The 14,192-nt window shown below is 54.0% G+C and carries 11 protein-coding genes; 7 read left to right on the plus strand and 4 right to left on the minus strand.

All coding sequences use genetic code 11. The annotated features are described in order from the left end of the window. The first annotated feature begins 505 nt into the window (after window positions 1-505). From F8C90_RS10085 to F8C90_RS10110, 6 genes are all read left to right on the plus strand, one after another. The gene (locus F8C90_RS10085; protein ID WP_158050381.1) at window positions 506-1,864 is read left to right on the plus strand and encodes an MFS transporter; all 1,359 of its coding nucleotides are present in this window, start codon (window positions 506-508) and stop codon (window positions 1,862-1,864) included. Window positions 1,865-1,967: 103 nt separating this feature from the next. After that, a complete protein-coding gene (locus F8C90_RS10090) occupies window positions 1,968-4,406 on the plus strand; it encodes a molybdopterin-containing oxidoreductase family protein (protein ID WP_158050382.1) in 2,439 nt (812 codons plus the stop codon). Window positions 4,407-4,445: 39 nt separating this feature from the next. Next, window positions 4,446-4,775 carry a 4Fe-4S dicluster domain-containing protein gene (locus F8C90_RS10095; RefSeq protein WP_158050383.1) on the plus strand — a complete coding sequence of 110 codons (330 nt, stop codon included), beginning with the start codon at window positions 4,446-4,448 and terminating at the stop codon, window positions 4,773-4,775. Window positions 4,776-4,854: 79 nt separating this feature from the next. Beyond that, on the plus strand, window positions 4,855-5,133 hold the full coding sequence (locus tag F8C90_RS10100; protein WP_158050384.1) for a hypothetical protein: 279 nt from the start codon (window positions 4,855-4,857) through the stop codon (window positions 5,131-5,133). Between the two features lie 35 nt (window positions 5,134-5,168). Next, window positions 5,169-8,210 (plus strand): BadF/BadG/BcrA/BcrD ATPase family protein, encoded by a 3,042-nt coding sequence (locus F8C90_RS10105; RefSeq protein WP_158050385.1) that lies wholly within the window; start codon window positions 5,169-5,171, stop codon window positions 8,208-8,210. After that, the gene (locus tag F8C90_RS10110; protein ID WP_158050386.1) at window positions 8,194-9,369 is read left to right on the plus strand and encodes a hypothetical protein; all 1,176 of its coding nucleotides are present in this window, start codon (window positions 8,194-8,196) and stop codon (window positions 9,367-9,369) included. Before F8C90_RS10105 ends, F8C90_RS10110 begins: the two co-directional genes overlap by 17 nt. Before the next feature lie 164 nt (window positions 9,370-9,533). Here F8C90_RS10110 and F8C90_RS10115 read toward each other — a convergent pair whose 3' ends face one another. Continuing rightward, window positions 9,534-10,829 (minus strand): MFS transporter, encoded by a 1,296-nt coding sequence (locus F8C90_RS10115; protein ID WP_158050387.1) that lies wholly within the window; start codon window positions 10,827-10,829, stop codon window positions 9,534-9,536. 320 nt (window positions 10,830-11,149) lie between these two features. Further along, window positions 11,150-12,175, minus strand: coding sequence for an SMP-30/gluconolactonase/LRE family protein (locus F8C90_RS10120; protein WP_170264638.1), 1,026 nt, complete (start codon window positions 12,173-12,175; stop codon window positions 11,150-11,152). Window positions 12,176-12,472: 297 nt separating this feature from the next. Here F8C90_RS10120 and F8C90_RS10125 point away from each other — a divergent pair, with 297 nt between their 5' ends. Next, a complete protein-coding gene (locus F8C90_RS10125; RefSeq protein ID WP_158050389.1) occupies window positions 12,473-12,709 on the plus strand; it encodes a hypothetical protein in 237 nt (78 codons plus the stop codon). A gap of 486 nt (window positions 12,710-13,195) precedes the next feature. On the opposite strand, the gene F8C90_RS11475 is transcribed toward F8C90_RS10125, so the two are convergent. Continuing rightward, on the minus strand, window positions 13,196-13,423 hold the full coding sequence (locus F8C90_RS11475) for a zinc-ribbon domain-containing protein (RefSeq protein WP_484488902.1): 228 nt from the start codon (window positions 13,421-13,423) through the stop codon (window positions 13,196-13,198). A gap of 33 nt (window positions 13,424-13,456) precedes the next feature. Next, window positions 13,457-14,131, minus strand: a complete 675-nt coding sequence (locus F8C90_RS10130; protein WP_158050390.1) for a substrate-binding domain-containing protein — start codon at window positions 14,129-14,131, stop codon at window positions 13,457-13,459. Between the last annotated feature and the right edge of the window lie 61 nt (window positions 14,132-14,192).

Genomic DNA, 14,192 nt, shown 5'->3' on the forward strand with positions numbered 1-14,192 from the left:
GCCGAACATGCGCGAGTACTTCGCGAAGCGTAAGAAGGACGAGGAGAGCGGCTAGCCAGTACCGTGATTAGCCGATTTGCGGTACCGTCTTTCGCTGACTGACGGTACCGCAAAAGGCTACTAGCCACTCGAAGAGGAGAGGGGAAAGCCTCGCTACTTCAAGACGTTTGAGATGCTGTCGTCATGATCTTCCTGCTCGCGTATTAATAGAAGAATCCAACGCCCCTTCTTTCCAGCCATTGCGATCGGTTTGGGAAGGAGGGGCGTTTTGCTGCATGTTTGAAACCCTGCCGTCTTCTGTAGCGCATCAAAACAGTTGAAGCACTTAAACAAGCGCTTGTTCGACCTTCTTGTGGCCGCATCGTATCGTACTCATGGGATGAAAAAGGGGGTTGAAAAGAGAGGGGAAATCAAAGGGGCATGATCCGTCATCCTAAATCTGTCCAGCACTCCCAACGGGTTTATCTAGTGGCAGATCGTTTATGTTTGTGAGGAGGATCAGACAATGGCAGGACCAGTTACAGACGGGAAGGCGACGGAGGCGAAGAAGGAACCTCATTATTCTGTTGCTGACCGAATGAACCGTATCCCAACATCACCGCACACCACCTTGATTATTTTCTTCGTGCTGATGGGTTGGTTCGCCGAGACAATTGACCTCGGCGGTACGAGTTTTCTTATGCCGACTATCCGAGAGTATTTCGGCATGGACGCAACAACGGGCGGCTATTATTCGTCGATTTGTTTTCTTGGAATGTTCATCGGCGCTATCGCTGCTGGGCGCATCGCCGATAAGGTTGGGCGTAAAAAGACGATTGTCGTCTCGATGTTTATTTGGGGCGTTGCGGGATTCGCTTTGGTAGCATCTCCGAACGTGTATTACCTGTTCACGATGCGATTTATTCTAGGCCTTGGGCTTGGCGCTCAGTTCCCAGTCGCACTTAGCTACCTTAGCGAGCTAGTTTCCGGCAAGGATCGACCGAAGTTCATGACGCTCTACCAGCTCATGACGCCTGTCGGGTTTGCGGTCGCCGGCGTACTCACGGTGCTCATCCTTCCGCATTTCGACTGGCGTGGAGTATACCTTGCCGAGGCTCTGCCTGCGCTGTTCGTAATCGGAATCATCAAATGTTGTCCGGAATCGCCCCTTTGGCTTGAAGCCAAGGGTCGATGGGAGGAAGCCGATGCAATCTGCACGAAATTCGAGCAGGAAGCCATAGCGAGGCACAAGGAACTTCCCCCCGTCGAGGTCATCGAGCGTGTCCAAACGAAAGCGACGTTTAAGGACCTTTTCAGCTCGAAGTATCTAAAGGTTACCATACTCTGCTTCTTTGTGTGGTTCATTAGCATGTTCAGCGATTACGGATTGACGACATGGCTCACGACGATTCTGATCGAAAAGGGTTTTGACGTCGTGCAATCCACTGGCTTCGTCACTATTGGCATCTTGGGTGGCATCCCCGCTTGGTTCTTCTCGACGTGGGCTGCGAAGAAGTTCGGGCGTAAAAAGACGTTCCTCATCGCGGGCCTGTGCACTTCGATCTTCGGCATCGCGTACGGCGCCTCGACCACGCTTGTTATGCTCATCATCACGGGCATCCTTTACCAGTTCGGCAAGTACCTGAACGCAATGATGATGGCCCTCTATACGCCCGAGTTGTACGAGACGAGCATTCGAACGACAGGAAACGGTCTGGCGACTTCGTGGGGCCGAATGGGCTCCATCATCGGGCCGATTGTGCTTGCGGGCGTCATGACGAGCTTCGGTGTGTACACCACGATGTACATCGCGGCGGCCATGGTTATCATTCCTGGTTTGCTTGTATTCCTTATCGGTCCTGAAACCAAGGACAAGAAATTCTAATCGGCTACAACCGTTTTTAAGCCGCATTCGGCTGACGGTGGTGGACTGCGCCCTTTTTCCGGCGCAGACGAGACATAGACGAGAGAAAAGACGGAGGTAGGACATGGAAAAAAAGGTACGCACAGTATGCTTCGACTGCCACTCCAAATGTGGCGTCATCCTTACTGTCAATGACAACAACGAGATTGTTCGCGTAGAGGGCGATAAGGATTGCCCGGTCAACGACGGCATTCTTTGCGTGAAGGCGTTTTCGGCCCAAGAGATCCACTCCCATCCCGATCGCCTGAAGTACCCTATGAAGCGCAAGACGTGGTCGGTAGACGAACCCCATACGGAAAACCGCGGCAAGGACGAGTGGGAGCGCATCACGTGGGATGAAGCCATCGATCTCATCGAGGCGAAGATGCGCAAGGTTATCGACGAGTACGGTCCGCAGTCGATCATCATTTCCCAGGGCACAGGCCGTGGCTCCAACCACTTCCTCGATCGCTTGAACAACTCCTGGAACGGCGGCGGCAAGGTTTGGCCTACTCATGTTTGCTTGCTTCCGAACCTGGCTCAGACGCATGTGACCTGGGGTCGTATGTTCCATCCTCATGAGGCATGCGACTACCGCAACGCTGGCTCCATCGTAATGTGGGGCACCAACCCCATTCGCTCGCGCCAGTATTCGGGCCTTCGCATCATGGACGCGAAGCGCAACGGTGCACACGTCGTGGTCGTCGACCCGGTTTTCCGCGACATCGGAGCTAAGGCCGATCTTTGGGTTCCGGTTCGCCCCGGTACCGACGGCGCTCTGGCGATGGGCCTCACCAACCTTATGTTCCAAAGCGGCAAATTCATGAACGCAGAGCCTATGCTCTCGAAATGGACGAATTCCGGCTTTTTGATCGACGCTGACACCCGTATGATGCTTCGCGAGGCTGACCTCGTCGAAGGCGGATCCGACGAACATTATGTCGTTTGGGACAAGAACGTCGATGCTATCGCCATCTGGCGTCCTGAGACGGAAGATTTCGATCGCGAAGATGTGCACCCCGACATCATGGGCGTTCACGAAGTGACCTTGAAGGACGGCTCGAAGAAGGAATGCAAGACCGGCCTTGAGACCTACAAGGACGAGGTTGCGATGTGGACCCCCGAGAAGGTTTCCGCCGTTACCTGGACTCCGGTCGAGAAGATCCTCCAGATGTTCGACATCATCACCAACCCCACGGATGGCAAGTCCTCGCTGCTCACTGCATATCTCGGTGCTTGTATGATGACTTCGAACGCCCTGCAGTCAGGTCGCGCGATTACCATTCTCCAGCTGCTGTTGAACCCGCCGATCGACGACAAGGGAGGCATCTACTTCAACACCTTCTGGGAGTTCATGCTCGATCCTAAGATCACCGCGTATGACCGCGTTCCGCCGAAGCTGCGCCTCGGCTACGACAAGCATCCGATGTACACGCAGGTTTACGGCAACGCTAACATCCCGAACGACGTGTGGGACGCAATGCTTACGGGCGAGCCTTGGCCTGTCAAAGTGATGATTTCCGTTGCGAACGACCCCTTGGGTTGCTTCGAGGATACGGAGAAGATTCACCGTGCGCTGCTGAACGACATCCTCGAGCTCAATGTCGACATGGATTACTTTATGACCCCCGGCAACGAGATTGCCGACATCGTCCTTCCCGCCGCCCACTGGTCGGAGCGCGTTGGCGTGTTTGACGAGGAGCTCTATCCCGAGCCCTGTCCGTTCATCATCCCGCAGAAGGCCGTCGACGCTCCGGGCGAGGCTCAGGACGACTGGTACTTCCAGCGTGAGCTCGGTCGTCGTTTCGCTCCCGATCTGTGGCCGTGGAAGTCTTCCGAGGAGATGCAGCTTTGGCGCCTCAACGAGTTCCATCTGAAGCCGAACGGCAAGGAGCCTATCAACGACTACGAAGAGGCTGCGAAGATCGGTTACTTCGTCCTGTACGGCGGAGAGAACCGCACCACGAGGCAGCATGAGAAGGGCCTGGTCAAATTCCAGACTCCGACGTCGCGCATCGAGGTGTTCTCGGAGCAGATGCCTTCTTACGGCTATGACTCGCCCCTGCCGAGCTACAGCGAGCCTTTCGAGAGTCCGTATCAGACGCCGGACCTCTATAAGGAATACGACCTCTGCCTTACCACCGGCGCTCGCGACTACGCTTTCTACCACTCCGCATGGACGAACATCGCCCATCAGCGCATTCTCGAGCCGTGGCCCTATATCGAGCTTAACGAGGATGACGCGCGTGAGCGTCAGATCTCCGAAGGCGAGTGGCTCTGGGTCGAGACCCGTCGTGGCAAAATCAAGGCAAAGGCCCGCATCTCCAAGGGCGTTATCAAGGGCGCTGCGTCCATGTGCCGACCCAACTACAAGCACGCTTGCAAGGAGCTGAATCTTCCTGGTTTCAGCTGGGACAAGGGCAACCCGAACATTCTCACCACTGCCGAGGGCTCCGATCCGGGCTTTGGCGCGGCGCCGATGCGAAGCTTGCTTTGCAAGGTCACCAAGGTGAACGAACTGTAGTCCGATAGTTGAATCCTCGCGTGTTAGGAAGGAAGAACCATGGCAAAGAAAATTGGAGTGCTCGTAGAGCTTGATTATTGTGTTGGTTGCTCAGCGTGTCAGCTGGCTTGCCAAGACTATTACGACTTGCCGGTAACCGAAACGTATATGCGCGTGTTTCTGGGCAAGCCCGATGTCGTCGACGGCCGCCACGAGATGTTCATGTCGCCGTACGCGTACCGTCTCGACAAGTGCGCGAATTGTCTCGAGAAAGAAGGCGAGGCTCCCTGCGCGGCAATCTGCATCTCCAGGGCGCTGCATGTCGATGAGCTCGACAAGATCAACGAGCTCGCGGAGAAGACCGACGGCCATCTCGCTGTCTATCGCTAGTTGATTCATATCTAATGATACGTCGCCTCGTTCGCTTTCATGCAGGCGGGGCGACCGCGTGTTACTTTGGAGGCGCGTCATGACTTTCGCCTGCACCGATTGCTCCCGTTGCGGCAAATGCTACGACAAGCATTCGACTTGCCCACAATGCGCGGGCCCGATTAACCTGCTTGAGGACGCCTGCCCAAACTGCGGCGAGCCCATTACCGACGCGATGCGCGATGCTGCCAAGCAGAAATATCTTGCAAAGAAGCGAATCGAGCACCAGAAGATTGTTGAACTTGCTCAGCAGGCGAAAAAGCGACGAGAGCAGCAAGAGCGACCGAAGCCTGTATACCCTTGGGAACAAGGGGAATAGCAGCTGATCTTAGCCATTGCGGAGAGGGGGGAGCCGTGCTCCATGCCGGTATCGATTTGGGCTCGAAGACTGTGAAACTCGTCGTGTTTGATGATGGTCTCGAAGTGCTGTATTCGTCTTACGAGCGCCATCTATCTAATGTGTTCGAGACGCTTGCCTACACGTTGAAGAACGCGAGCGTTCACTTCCCCTGCGAAGCGATGACCTTCGGTGTTACAGGCTCTGCTGGAATGCAGCTTGCCGAGTTGTTGGGCTTGCCGTTCACTCAGGAGGTCGTTTCGGTCCGATCGGCGATCAAGACGCTGATTCCTCAAACGGATACCGCCATCGAAATCGGGGGAGAGGATTCGAAGATCCTGTTTTTGACGGGTGGCGAGGAGCTGCGGATGAACAGCACGTGCGCAGGCGGCACGGGCGGCTTCATCGATACCATCGCCGGCATGCTCGATATGAACGCCGAACAGCTCAACTACTGCGCCCATGGCTGCAAGAACATCCTGCCCATCGCTTCGCGTTGTGCGGTGTTTGCCCAGGCAGACGTACGCCCGCTCATCAATCAGGGGGTCTCGAAGGAAGATATCGCCGGCTCTGCGTTCGATGCGGTTGTCGCTCAGTGCGTCGGCGGCTTGGCATGCGGAAGGCCCATTGTTGGCAACGTCGCTTTCTTGGGCGGACCGCTTCATTTTCTCTCGGCGCTGCGGGAACGCTTTATCGATCGGCTCGGTCTCGACAGCGATCACGTGGTGGTCCCGCGCGAGGGCCATCTGTTTGTTGCGCAAGGAGCTGCGCTGGCTCAATGGCATGCTCAGCCTTCCACCCTCTCTCAAATGGTCGAGAAGATAAACGGAATCGATTGGAGGCAGGGAGCGTCCCTGCCTCGTCTTGACCCGCTTTTCGGCAGCAAAGAAGAGTTCGAGGCATTTTCCAAGCGCCACGCGTCTCATCGTGCGCCTCGGACGAATATGGGCGCATACGAAGGAGAGGCGTTTCTCGGAATCGACTCTGGCTCCGAGGCGATCAAGTATGCGCTTATCGCAAAAGATGGCAGCATTCTTCGGACGTATTATGCTCGATCGGCGGGAAATCTCATTGAGGCCGCGAGGGATATGCTTCTCGATCTGTGGAAGCATATCCCTCGCATGCACGACGGTTCTCCCGCAATTACCATTGCCCGCTCGCTCGTTACGGGGTATGGTGAGAATTATCTGCGCCAAGCGCTTCGGGTAGATGCGGGCGAAGTTGAGACGGTGTGTCATATGCGCGCCGCGCAATCGCTTTCCCCCGATGCGAACTTCATCCTCGATATCGGCGGGCAGGATATCAAGTGTATTTACCTGCGCAATGGCTCGCTTGACAACGTTGTCCTCAACGAGGCTTGCTCGAGCGGTTGCGGGGCGCTGCTTTCGGGAATGGCATGGTCGATGAATGTCCGCTTCGATAGGTTCCTTGACGCTGCGTTGTTCGCATCCGAGCCGGTAGATTTGGGAACGCGCTGTACGGTGTTCATGACATCGCGTGTGCGCCATGCTCAGAAGGAGGGCGCAACCATCGGGGACATCTCCGCGGGCCTTGCGTATTCCGTTGTTCGCAACGCCGTTTTCAAAGTGATGCGCGTGCGCGATTTCGCCGCCCTCGGCAAGCACGTCGTGGTGCAAGGTGGGACGTTTCTGAACGACGCCGTGTTGCGCGCGTTCGAAAAGCTGTCGGGAATCGAGGTAGTGCGTCCCGATATCGCGGGGCACATGGGCGCATATGGCGCTGCCCTTCTGGCTCGCGAGCAGCATGTTCGCGGCAAAGGCAAAAGTGCTTGCAGCGTTTCGGAGCTTCTCTCGCTCGAGCAATTGAAGAGACTGCAGCTGACAGTGCGAACAGAAACGTGCGAGTTGTGCGGGAACCATTGCTCTATAACGGTCACGACTTTTGAAAGCGACGGCGAAACGCGAGAGCTGTCTGTTGGGAACCGCTGCGCGCGCGGTGATCGCTCGGGTGCGAAAAGTGGAATCCAGTTTTCGGATTATTACTCCGCTCGCGTGCGAAGGGCGTTTACGCGCGCTGCGCGAGAAAGCTCGGGAGCGCGGGGCTCTATCGGCATCATGCGAACCCTCGAGATGTTCGACCTCTTCCCCTTCTGGGATGGGGTTTTGAACGACTTGGGTTTCGACGTCGTTTTGTCAAGCGAGCGCGCGAAGCTTCGCGGTGCGGCGCTTGGGACGATTCCTTCCGAATCGGCGTGCTTTCCCTCGAAAATCGTGCATGCACATGCTCTTGACCTGGTGAATCGTCGTGTAGCTGCAATATTTGCGCCAAGTGTGCGCGAGGTCATGCCTGGAGAGCTCTCTTGCCCGCCGTCGAGGGGCGTCCCCTTCGTCTTGAAGGCGAATGTGGAGGGGATCGGTGAGGGGGGCGTGCCTCTTGCGGCTCCCGTTCTGGAAGGGTTGTTCTCTTCAGAAGATCTCGATGTTCGCGCTGATGTCGCGGTCCGGCTTCTTGACGCCTTGCGCCCCATTGCCCTCGACCTCTCTTTGGCCGATATCGAGCATGCGCTTGTGGTTGGATCTGCGGCGCAAAGAGCGTTTCGCGACGACATCGCGAGGATGGGAAAAACCGCCCTTGCCGCAATCGGGCAGAGAGGCGGGCGGGGGATTGTTCTTGCTGGGCGTCCGTATCATGGAGATCCCGAAATTGGCCACGGGATAGCGGGCTTGCTTCGAGAATGTGGGTTCGCGGTTTTAACCGAGGATATGTTGTTGTTTGCTGAGGGACCGCTAGAAGCTGAAGCGTCAAATCTTTCAGGCTGGCTCTATCCTGATCGGGTGCTAAATGCTGCGCAAGCAACAATCGCCTTCGACAATCTCGAGTTCATGGAGCTGTACTCGTTCGGCTGCGGGCTTGACGCGCTTACCGTTGACCGCGCGCGGGACGTCATCGAGGGCGGTGGGAAGGTCTTCACTGCTCTGAAGATTGACGAGATGGTCGATCTGGCGTCGATTCGCATTCGGGTCCGGTCGATGATTGCCGCGCACGAACGACGAAGCTTCGAGAAGAGAGGATTGCCCGAAGATGACGGAAAAAAATAGAAACCTGCTGATTCCTGTCTTTTCCGATTTCCATGCGCCGTTTATGAGGGCTTCGCTTAAGGGCGCGGGGTGCGATTCCGTTTCACTGGCGAGCGGGGCCTATGGACGAACTGCGGCTCTTGGTTTGGCCCATGTGAACAACGACGCCTGTTTCGCGACCATCATCACTGCGGGTCGAGCCATTATGGCGATGGGGGAAGAAAAGTCGTCGGTTGACGGCGGCAGTTCGAGGGCGTGCGCCTTGCCTTGTCTTTGCCTTGATTGCCGGTCAAAGGACGCCCCTTGGTTCACTCAGCGAGCTCTTGAAGGAGAGGCTTTTGAGGGCGTGCGCGTTCTCAATCTGCTCGATCTTGACGAGGACTTTTACGACGATGTGTGCGCTGATCTTCCCGAGCGCCTTGCATGTGGGCTTGTCGCGGGTGATATAGTTCTTCAGCTTGAGAACTATCTTGCTCCGCTGATTCGCAAAGGGGGTTTGTCTTCGGGAAAAGCGTCGAGCGAGCTTGTGCGATGTCGTACCGAGGCGATTTTTGCTGCTGAGTCAGGGGAGAAAGAAGCGGTATGGCGAGCCGCCGAGCAGGCAGATACGTGCGCTCGAGGGCACCTTAATGAGGCTTCTAGCTTTCCTGTAATCGGAGTTGTTGGCTCTTATCCCGCAATCTTCGATAGTGGGATAAACGATGGACTCATCGCCAAGATTCGCGATGAGGAGTGTCAGGCGGTGGTCCCGTTTGCCTCGCAGCTTCTGGCGATGATTTGCCGGGAGTGTGGGGCGTGGCCCCGTTTCGCGGGCGCTATAGAAGAGATGCTCGCTTTATTTCAAGGGGATTATTTTGCTCCTATTCCAATTAACGAGGAGCATTCTGGCATTCAGGACCAGGTGCTGCCAGTAGATGTTGCAACAGGATCCAGTTTTCTCGTGCCGGGGTACATCGAACTATTTGCCCATCGTGGAGTGTGCGACATTGCTTATGCAAGCACCTTTGCCTGCATGTCTGGACACGTTGGCGGAAGCGGAGTTCTTCGTGCTATAAAGAAGCGCTATCCGGAGCTATCGGTTGCTCCGCTTGAATACGATGCCGGTACGAGCTCCGTTAACCAGTTGAATCGACTGAAGCTGCTCGCTTCTGTCGCCAGGGAACGGCGCGCGACTCGCTGAGGGTTTGCGAGTTGCGATTCTGTCTTTGTTGGTGAGTCTGAAAAATGCGAAGGCTCCTGTGATTAAACAGGGGCCTTCGCATTGAGGGAAACTGTCCGCCGCGAGGGAGGAGAAGGCGAACAGCGGACGCGCGCGGGGCAATTGGGAAGTGCCCTGGCGCCACGCTATTTCGAACTGAGTCGTAGATTTTCGAGGCGGCGCATGTCGCGGTCCCACATCTTTGAGAAGGCAATGACGTCAAGCGTTGAGATGATGGCCAGCGCCCCCATGATGAGGAATACCCCCATGCGATTGCTGGAATCGTTGACGATGGCTTGCACGATGATGTTGAGCAGCGAGCCGAAGACGATGGCGAAGTTTACGACAGAGAGGTTGAACGGGTAGCGCTTCGAGCCGAATCTTTGTCTTGAGAAAGCCGATGCCACAACGGGAACGCCGCCGTAGCAGAACCCGCAGCAGAAAGCGCCGACGACGTACAATCCCGAGATACCGGTCGTAAATGCGCCGACAATGCATGCCGTTGCGCAGATTGCGACTATTCCATCAACGAGCATGGTGATTTTCACATTGGTCTTATCGTACAATGCGCCGATGATGACGCGGGCGAGCCCGTTGCAGGTTGAGACAAGGCCCACGAGGAGCGTTGCGAAGCCGACGTCGAAGCCGACAAGTTGCGCATCGGAGGCGCAGTTCCCAATGGTGGCTAAACCGATTGCGATGACGACAACCGCCCAGATGCAATAGACGTAGAAGGTCGGCGTTTTCAAGATGTTGTCGTTGTCTGCGGGGTCATCCGAATTGGTTCCGCATGCCTTCTCGGGCGCCATGATTGAAACTATGTTGGAAGGCGGGTACGACAGCGTCATGGCCAGGCTGGCCACGACGAGCACGGTAGCCACCCCTATGGCGGAAAAGACGTTCGATAGACCGAATAGGGGGACGAGATTGATCGAGATATTGCCTAAAATCAGGGAGCCAAGACCGAATCCCATCATCAAGACGCCTGACGAAAAGCCTACTTTATCAGGAAACCAGACATTGGTGGTCGCGATGATGGAGTTGTAGCCGATGCCGACGCCGAGTCCTCCGAGGACGCCGTAGAAAACGTAAACCGACTCGATCGATCCATTTGCAAACGTGGCGGTTCCTGCGAATCCAGCGAAGAAAAGAGCAGCGGAAGCGAAAAGCGTTGTCCTGAGTCCGATACGCTTTTCGATTTGAGCGCCGATGACGGCGCCGATGCAAAAAGTGATCATCATGATGTTGAAGGTCAAGGCAACGGCGCTTTTCTCGAGGCCGTATGCCTGGCACATCGGCTCAGCAAACATAGAGAATGCGTAAATCAGCCCGAGGAATAGGAGAGAGAATGCAGAGCTTGCTAAGTAAAAAGCCCTTTTCTTCTTGATTGCTTCGATGTTCATGGGCGACTGGTCGCGCTGCCCGGCGATTCCTTTCGACATGGGACCCCCTATATTTAGAATATCCTCTCCCTTTCGATACTTTCATTTAACGTTCATTGAGGGCTAGAAGAAAGCGGCAGTACGTTGAGAGCTTTCAACGATTTGTAAGGGTGGGGTGAGGGGTATTTTATGATCGCCCCGGAAGAGAAGAGGGCCTGGAAATAATCCAGACCCTCGATGAAGTCCGAAGCGGCAGAGGGATAGTTGCTTCGGCGCGAATGGGTTAGATTGGGGAAGCTCGCCGTCTAGAACGTTGACGATTACTATCAGTTATCAACGCGCCTTCTAACGAGAATCATCATTATCGAATTAGCGGCCCATCATGCAATAGGGTTTGGCTCGGCATTGATGGCAATTCGCCAGATATTGCCTTGGCTGAATTCGCAGACATACAGATAGCCGTCATGAATAGTCAGATTACTTACAAGCACACCTGCATTCTCCGGTAATCTAATTGTTGCGACTGGCCAGCCCTTTGCGTCTACGGCTACAACTTCGCCCGCATGTAGGTGGGCGCCGTACACTATGCCAGAAGCGTCTGTTAAAACACCATCAGGGCCATGTCCTCCAACTAGGCGAGCAAGGACGTAGGGGGTGTCTTTCGCCTCCTTGTAAAGCTTGGAGGGCACGACGATGATCGAATTGGTGTTGAATTCGGCGACATAGAGGAAATTTCCGTCGGGGGAAATTGTGATTCCGTTTGGATAGGCGAAGCCAGTTGCGAATTGTTCTACCGCGAAATCCCCGTCTTTATAATTCACATAGTAAACGGCTCCATCTTTGGAAAGATAGTCCGATTGGCCAGGATCAGTGAAGTAGGCGCCGCCTTGCCCGTCGAGCACCAAGTCGTTCAAACCAAGGAATTTTACGCCATTGTAGTCACTACGCAAAACCTTGTATTCGTTAGTATTAATGTCAAAAGTGCACAAACCCTGAGCACGGTCGGTGATGAGAAGTGTGTGGTCATCAATGAATTTTGCGCCATTTGGCATAGCATTATGTTCTCCGTCAACATAAACGTCGACAGCTTCGCCATTAACGACTTTTTGAATCTTTGATTTGGCGACATCGATGAACCACAGCACGTCGCCTTGAAAGTTCATTCCTTCGATTAGGCCGCTTTCTGGAACATTGCAGACTTTTTCCCATTCCGTCTTCGGATCAACAAGATAGTCGTCCGCATATGAAACAGGAGCCGCCTGAGCGAATTCGCTCCGTGTTTCATTTTGCTTGGTCTCCGCAGGAGCCGCCTCGCTGCATCCAATTAGAACCCCTGCTGCAGCGACGCCACCCGTAAGGGCAACTCCCTTGAAGAAGTCTCTTCTGTTCAGATTCGTAGAAGTCATTTCCTCGCTCCCTTTCCGTCGTGCAATCATTAACATGAATTACCCTGGGTCCTGTTTTAACCAATAGCCTTTGAATAGGTGAAATTCCAACCATGGAAACAACGAGTGAAAGCGATTCCCTCTTTCATTTTTAGAACGGGGCACCGAAAGAAGCGTCATGCAGTCGCTAAAAGGCATAGGGCTTTAAGTTGCTCTATGCCTTTATGGAATAAGACCATGCAAATGGGCATTAACTCTATTCGTTATCAACCTTCTAAACTTAAGACATCTGGTCGAGGCTGTATAAAGGAGGAGACAATGTTTACCGTGGAATCTCATGAATATGATGCCGATACTGGCATCGATTCGTATGTGCTCAATCCTGGCAATATGAAGGCAAAGGTGAAAGTTACCGAAGTTGACGGCGAGCCCCAAGTTCTTCTTGGCGTTGATGGCATGGCAGTTCAAACGGGCGTTACGGAACCTACCTGGACTGTGTGCAATAACCCTGCAATTGTGAAAATAGCTCTTGCTGATTACGAGGCGCGCAAGTAGGCTTTTACCTCGCTAAACGGGAAGGTTGACAGCGCGACGCCTGCGTTCCCTCATTCTGGCGATTCTCGTTATTGAAGGCAAAGGTGTTTCCAATGGGTGAGATTTGTGAAAAGAGAGGCAAGAACAGAAACTGGTTTCTAGCCAAACCTAAGAAGAGCGATTTCATCGCAGGTTTGGTTGTAGGCTTGATTTGCGTTGCCCTGTTGGGAAGTATCGTTATAGCAAATTGTGTTTTCATTGGTAACTAGCATGATCATTAAGCCTCGGATTCACTCCGAGGCTTATTCGTTGTTTTAAGGAACGCTCCAGTTTTCATACTGTGGAGGACGTCTGCTCCGCATTCGGGGCATCTCGCAACGCCCGGACCAATCGGTGCAGAGCATGACGAGCATTTTAGCTCGAGAACTCGCGAGTACATATCGCATTTCCCGCAGTGTCCGCATTGATAGCACGGCATTTGGCAATACCTCCTGTGATTAAAGTGAGCTAGCTGTTCGTGTGGCGCTGGGCTTCAATGATTTCCGTGTAGTAGTCAGAGGATCCAACTGGCTTTACGATTCCCCCCCTTTTCATATTATGCTGATATGAAGACCCGCATTCTGGGCAGGATCGTACGCCTGCAATTATTGGGCTGCCGCAATGATTGCAGCGTAAATCAAGCTTCATCGAGAAAATGCCGCATTTATTGCAATGCGTGCAGGGGTAACATGGCATTGTCTATCTCCGCATCAATTAATTGTGGGTGATCTACTTGAAAATGGTGCTGTCTTCGAGAGCGCAGTCGTAGGTATGCGATTCGTCGGTTGCTGCAATCAGGTCTAATGCCTCTTGGAGGATGGGGTTACCGTTATTCATATGGAATAACGCGGACAACGGTATGTAGGCATCCTCGTCGGCGATGGGGACGACTTTGGCGAATAAAGCCGAGCCGCTTCCAATTCGTTTAATGTAATTCATGCCGAGAACCATAATATCGGAACCTAGATTTGCAGCAATGGTTAGCAAATCAATCTGCCTCATGGAGTATTGGCGGCGATAGGTTGGCTCGAACCCGTGCGATTTGCACATTCGCTCAATGCAGCTCCAGCCATGGGCCATATGTGCACCTTCCATTTTCACTAAGGTATAATCCCTCAAATCGTCGATGGCGACAGTTTCTCTGTTGGCTAATGGGTTGGCCTTGGAGACAAGAATTGCTAATGGAATGTTGCACACGGGCACGCAATCAACGTTGTCGACGTCCATCAGATCTTTTTCTTCGCAAAAATCAAAAACGATATCTGCAATACCCTCTTCGATCATTGCGATAGATGTCTTATGGTGGCTCGCTTTAAGCTCTAAAAAGTTTGCCCCATATGATCGCGTGCCGAATGTTGGTGTAAGGGGCCGCTTCCCTGTCCGTAGAAAGCAGGAAGCGGTTATCGCCTAGAATCTTAATTGCTGAAGTTAGGATTCGTGGAAAGGCAATAACCGCATATGGATA

This window comes from Ellagibacter isourolithinifaciens (assembly GCF_008831035.1).
GTDB lineage: Bacteria > Actinomycetota > Coriobacteriia > Coriobacteriales > Eggerthellaceae > Ellagibacter > Ellagibacter isourolithinifaciens.

Excerpts from the sequence above, each read along its gene's own strand:
- F8C90_RS10085 (WP_158050381.1), top strand. The coding sequence starts at position 506 with ATGGCAGGACCAGTTACAGACGGGAAGGCGACGGAGGCGAAGAAGGAA.
- F8C90_RS10090 (WP_158050382.1), top strand. The coding sequence starts at position 1,968 with ATGGAAAAAAAGGTACGCACAGTATGCTTCGACTGCCACTCCAAATGT.
- F8C90_RS10095 (WP_158050383.1), top strand. The coding sequence starts at position 4,446 with ATGGCAAAGAAAATTGGAGTGCTCGTAGAGCTTGATTATTGTGTTGGT.
- F8C90_RS10100 (WP_158050384.1), top strand. The coding sequence starts at position 4,855 with ATGACTTTCGCCTGCACCGATTGCTCCCGTTGCGGCAAATGCTACGAC.
- F8C90_RS10110 (WP_158050386.1), top strand. The coding sequence starts at position 8,194 with ATGACGGAAAAAAATAGAAACCTGCTGATTCCTGTCTTTTCCGATTTC.
- F8C90_RS10115 (WP_158050387.1), bottom strand. The coding sequence starts at position 10,829 with ATGTCGAAAGGAATCGCCGGGCAGCGCGACCAGTCGCCCATGAACATC.
- F8C90_RS10120 (WP_170264638.1), bottom strand. The coding sequence starts at position 12,175 with ATGACTTCTACGAATCTGAACAGAAGAGACTTCTTCAAGGGAGTTGCC.
- F8C90_RS10125 (WP_158050389.1), top strand. The coding sequence starts at position 12,473 with ATGTTTACCGTGGAATCTCATGAATATGATGCCGATACTGGCATCGAT.
- F8C90_RS11475 (WP_484488902.1), bottom strand. The coding sequence starts at position 13,423 with ATGCCATGTTACCCCTGCACGCATTGCAATAAATGCGGCATTTTCTCG.